Here is a 4,930-nt window from a genome sequence, read left to right as displayed (position 1 = left end):
TAGAGGAAGCCGGTGTAGACGTTGCCTTCGCTGGCCATGCCGTTGACGGTGGGGTAGATCACCTCGTCCATCACCCGCTGGTGCACTTCGGTGGTGACCACCGGGGCCGGCGAGTAGGCGCCCATGCCGCCGGTATTGGGGCCGCTGTCGCCGTCGCCGACGCGCTTGTGGTCCTGGCTGGTGGCCATCGGCAAGACGTTCTTGCCGTCGACCATGACGATGAAGCTGGCTTCCTCGCCGTCGAGAAACTCCTCGATCACCACCCGCGAACCGGCTTCGCCGAAGGCATTACCGGCGAGCATATCGCGCACTGCATCCTCGGCTTCAGCGAGGGTCATGGCGACTATCACGCCTTTGCCCGCGGCCAGACCATCGGCCTTGATCACGATCGGCGCGCCGACCTTTTGCAGGTAGGCCAGGGCCGGCTCGATTTCGCTGAAGTTCTGGTAATCGGCGGTGGGGATGTTGTGGCGGGCGAGGAAGTCCTTGGTAAAGGCTTTCGAGCCTTCCAGCTGCGCCGCGCCGGCGCTCGGGCCGAAGATATCCAGCTGGCGCGCGCGGAACAAATCGACCACGCCTTTCACCAGCGGCGCTTCCGGGCCGACGATGGTCAGTTGCACATTCTTCTCGGCGAAATCGGCGAGTTGCTCCAGGGCCAGCACGTCGATGGCGACGTTCTCGCACTTGGCTTCGGTGGCGGTGCCGGCATTGCCCGGGGCGACGAAGACTTTGGCGACGCGCGGGTCTTGCGCGACTTTCCAGGCCAGCGCGTGCTCGCGCCCGCCGCTGCCGATGATCAGTACGTTCATGGGGTTCTCCTTCAGGAGGCGGGCCTGCGGCCCGTTTGGTGGATAGAAAAAGCGCTATCCACCCTACGAAAGCGGTGTTGGGTATCGCTTCGCTCCACCCAACCTAGAAAAAGCTGCGACCCTTTACGAGGTCGCGATGAAGCCGGTAGATGCAAGGCGCCCAGGGTTTCGCCAAGCGGAGTTGCCTGGTGGCAATGAGCATTGGCGGAACTCTGGGCAACGCAGCAGATGCCGGTTTCAGTGCGGCCGTCAGTGGCGGAAGTGGCGCATAGAGGTGAACACCATGGCTATTCCCGCTTCGTCTGCGGCGGCGATGACTTCCGCATCGCGCATCGAGCCACCCGGCTGGATCACCGCAGTGATGCCGTTGGCGGCGGCGTTGTCCAGGCCATCGCGGAACGGGAAGAAGGCGTCGGACGCCATCACCGAACCGGCCACTTGCAGGCCGGCATGCTCGGCCTTGATCGCGGCGATGCGCGCGGAGTTGACGCGGCTCATCTGGCCGGCGCCGACGCCGATGGTCTGGCGATTCTTGGCGTAAACGATGGCGTTGGATTTGACGAACTTGGCCACTTTCCAGGCGAAGATCAGGTCGTGGATTTCCTGCTCGCTCGGGGCGCGCTGGGTGACGATCTTCAGGTCGGAGGCAGCAATCATGCCGATGTCGCGGCTCTGCACCAGCAGGCCACCGTTGACCCGCTTGAAGTCCCAGCCCGGTGCGCGTTCGGCCGGCCACTCGCCGCATTCGAGCAGACGCACGTTGGCCTTGGCGGCGACCACGGCGCGGGCCTCGGCGCTGATCTTCGGCGCGATGATGACTTCGACGAATTGACGCTCGACGATGGCCTGGGCGGTGGCGCCATCCAGTTCGCGGTTGAAGGCGATGATGCCGCCGAATGCCGATTCGGTGTCGGTGGCATAGGCCAGCTCGTAGGCCTGGCGGATGCCGCCCTCGCTGTCCAGGGCCACGGCCACGCCGCAAGGGTTGGCGTGCTTGACGATAACGCAGGCCGGCTTGACGAAGCTCTTCACGCATTCGAGGGCGGCGTCGGTGTCGGCGACGTTGTTGAACGACAGCTCCTTGCCTTGCAGCTGCACGGCGGTGGAGATGCTGGCTTCGCCCTTCTTCGCTTCCACGTAGAAGGCCGCGCTCTGGTGCGGGTTCTCGCCGTAGCGCATTTCCTGAGCCTTGATGAACTGGCTGTTGAAGGTGCGTGGGAAGGTGCCACGGGCGGAGGTAGCAAGGGTCTCGGCGTGCTGGTCGATGGTACCCAGGTAGTTGGCGATCATGCCGTCGTAGGCACTGGTGTGCTCGAAGGCTTTCAAGGCCAGATCGAAGCGCTGGGCGTAGGTCAGGCCGCCGGCTTTCAGGCTGTCGAGCACGTTGGCGTAGTCGCTGGCGTTGACCACGATGGTCACGTCTTTGTGGTTCTTCGCCGCGGAGCGAACCATGGTCGGGCCGCCGATATCGATGTTCTCGATGGCGTCGGCGAGGTCGCAGTCGGGCTTGGCGACCGTGGCTTCGAAGGGATAGAGGTTGACCGCGACCAGGTCGATCGGCTTGATCCCATGCTGCTCCATCACCGCACCGTCGAGGGCGCGACGGCCGAGGATGCCGCCATGGATCTTCGGGTGCAGGGTCTTGACCCGGCCGTCCATCATTTCCGGAAAGCCGGTGTAGTCGGCGACTTCCACTGCGGCCACGCCATTGTCCTTGAGCAGCTTGTAGGTGCCACCGGTGGAGAGGATTTCCACGTTCAGCGCGACGAGCTCGCGGGCGAATTCGAGGATGCCGGTCTTGTCGGAAACACTGATCAGGGCGCGGCGAACGGGGAGGCGGATGCTTTGGTCGGTCATAACGATTCCATCACGGGTTTAGCTGCAAGCTACAAGTTGCACGCTGCAAGAGAAGATCACTCCCGCTTGAGGCTTGCGGCTTGCAGCTCATCACTTAGAGAAGATCGTACTGCTTGAGTTTCTTGCGCAGGGTGCCGCGATTCAGGCCGAGCAGTTCGGAGGCCTTGGTCTGGTTGCCCTTGACGTAATTCATCACGGTTTCCAGCAGTGGCGCTTCCACTTCGCTGAGCACCAGGTTGTAGACGTCGGTGACGTCCGCGCCCTCGAGGTGGGCGAAATAGTTGTGCAGTGCTTTCTCGACACTGCCGCGCAGAGTCTGCCCTTCTTCGCTTGGCGTATTGAGGTGCTGCTTCAAGCTTGTGCTGTCGCTCACGGGCGCCATTCCAGTTCCAAAAGTGTCGGTCAACATCGTCATGCGGCCACCCCGTCTCCATCGTTATGCCGTTCGCCGAAGAACTCGCGAACGGTGGTGCACTGTGCGTCCGTACTTTCCAAGCGGTTGAATCGGGCGCGAAACTCCCTGGCGCCCGGCAAGGTTGCGAGGTACCAGCCAACATGCTTGCGGGCGATGCGTACGCCCATCACCTGGCCATAGAACAGGTGCAGCTCGGCCATGTGTTCTAGCAGAATACGTTCCACCTCGAACAGGCTAGGTGCCGCCAGCTTTTCTCCGCTGCGCAGGTAGTGCTCGATCTCGCGGAAAATCCACGGCCGGCCCTGGGCCGCTCGGCCGATCAACAGGCCGTCGGCACCGGTGGCGGCCAATACCGCCTTGGCCTTCTCCGGCGAGTCGATGTCGCCATTGGCCAGCACTGGAATCGAAACCGCCTGCTTGATCGCGGCGATGCTGTCGTACTCGGCGTTGCCGGTGTACAGGTCGGCGCGGGTCCGGCCATGCACCGCCAATGCCACTATCCCGGCCTGCTCGGCGATCTTCGCCACGACGATGCCGTTCTTGTTCTGCCTGTCCCAGCCGGTACGGATTTTCAGGGTCACCGGCACATCCACCGCGGCGACCACCGCCTGTAAAATCTCGCGCACCAGGCCCTCGTCCTTCAACAGGGCGGAGCCGGCAGCCTTGTTGCAGACCTTCTTGGCCGGGCAGCCCATATTGATGTCAATAATCTGCGCGCCCAATTCGACGTTACGCTGAGCCGCCTCGGCGAGCATCTGCGGGTCGCCACCGGCGATCTGGACCGAGCGCGGCTCGGCATCGTCTCGATGGATCAGGCGCAGGCTCGACTTGCGGGTGTTCCACAGGCGCACATCGCTGGTGACCATTTCCGATACCACCATGCCTGCCCCCATGCGCTGGCAGAGCTGACGGAACGGCCGGTCGGTGACTCCGGCCATGGGCGCGAGAATCAGCGAGTTGGGCAATGTATAGGGGCCGATGCATAACGCCGACATGGGGCTTCCCTGCTCAAGAGACGTGCTGTTGAGACCAATAGGAGATGTGAAAAAGGGAGGGAATCATACCCGCTCTGGATGACCGGATAAAGGCTGTTTTGAACAAATTCTGAACAGTTGCTGGCTTATAGCCATGGGTCGGATCGGGCCCCGGCAGGCGCTGGCGAAGCCGATTAAGTCGTAAGTTGTAAGCCATAGGCCTTAAGTCATAAGCCGTAAGCGATAAGCTGCAAGTAAGAGCGAAAAGCCTTGACCGGCTTGGGCGCCGGCCCGTGCTGAGCCGCCTGCCCTTACTCCGGCGAGTGGAAGCTCAGGCTGTAGTTAACCGCCTGGGTGCCTGGGTCGAGGATATCCAGGGACACATGAATAGGTGTCTGTGGCGGCATTTCCGCTTGTCCGGCCAGTTCGCCGGCGAGGTACTCGCTGGGTTTGAAGCGGCGACTGGCCAGTAGTCGGCCATTGATGTCGGCAAAACGCATTTCCAGCAAGGGGAATGGCTGGGCGAAGGGCGCACGGTTATACAGGATCGCATCGACGACCAGGGCGCCGCTGAACTCGGGGTGGCTGCGCACCACCAGGTTGCTGCTCTTGACCTGCTGGATATCGACCTTGGACGGCAGGGTGCAGCCAATGAGCGGGCAGAACTGCTCGAACCAGGGGCGGTATTGATCCTGGCGGGCCAGTTCTTCGAAGTTGTAGTGGATGTGCTGACCGATCAGGGCGGTCGCGGCCAGCAGGTTCAGCAGGCCCCAGCCGAGCCAGCGGCCCCAGGGCTTGCGCGCTGGCTGCCAGTCCAGTTGCAACGGCTCGTCGTCCAATTCGAACAGGTGCTCGTCGCGCAGGCCGGGTTCGCT

At 62.8% G+C, this 4,930-nt stretch carries 5 protein-coding genes; all 5 read right to left on the bottom strand.

The window, feature by feature from the left end:
- On the bottom strand, positions 1–809 hold an 809-nt coding region (gene purD, locus ABZE94_RS20395), incomplete at its 3' end, for a phosphoribosylamine--glycine ligase (RefSeq protein WP_372877898.1).
- A 249-nt stretch (positions 810–1,058) separates the two neighbouring features.
- Positions 1,059–2,666: a bifunctional phosphoribosylaminoimidazolecarboxamide formyltransferase/IMP cyclohydrolase gene (gene purH / locus ABZE94_RS20390; RefSeq protein ID WP_372877896.1), complete on the bottom strand. Its 1,608-nt coding sequence runs from the start codon at positions 2,664–2,666 to the stop codon at positions 1,059–1,061.
- A gap of 94 nt (positions 2,667–2,760) precedes the next feature.
- A complete protein-coding gene (gene fis, locus ABZE94_RS20385) occupies positions 2,761–3,081 on the bottom strand; it encodes a DNA-binding transcriptional regulator Fis (protein ID WP_172143582.1) in 321 nt (106 codons plus the stop codon).
- Positions 3,078–4,076, bottom strand: coding sequence for a tRNA dihydrouridine synthase DusB (dusB, locus tag ABZE94_RS20380; RefSeq protein ID WP_372877894.1), 999 nt, complete (start codon positions 4,074–4,076; stop codon positions 3,078–3,080). Before dusB ends, fis begins: the two co-directional genes overlap by 4 nt.
- A gap of 290 nt (positions 4,077–4,366) precedes the next feature.
- Positions 4,367–4,930: DUF3426 domain-containing protein (locus ABZE94_RS20375; protein ID WP_372877892.1), on the bottom strand; the 564-nt coding region annotated here is incomplete at its 5' end.

Source organism: Pseudomonas sp. (assembly GCF_041601375.1).
Classification (GTDB): Bacteria; Pseudomonadota; Gammaproteobacteria; order Pseudomonadales; family Pseudomonadaceae; genus Aquipseudomonas.
Note: the sequence above shows the minus strand (reverse complement) of the source record. Positions and strands in the feature narration are given on the sequence as shown.

What these genes read in the sequence shown, in the direction of transcription:
- purH (WP_372877896.1), bottom strand. Translation starts at nt 2,666, where the DNA reads ATGACCGACCAAAGCATCCGCCTCCCCGTTCGCCGCGCCCTGATCAGT.
- dusB (WP_372877894.1), bottom strand. Translation starts at nt 4,076, where the DNA reads ATGTCGGCGTTATGCATCGGCCCCTATACATTGCCCAACTCGCTGATT.
- fis (WP_172143582.1), bottom strand. Translation starts at nt 3,081, where the DNA reads ATGACGATGTTGACCGACACTTTTGGAACTGGAATGGCGCCCGTGAGC.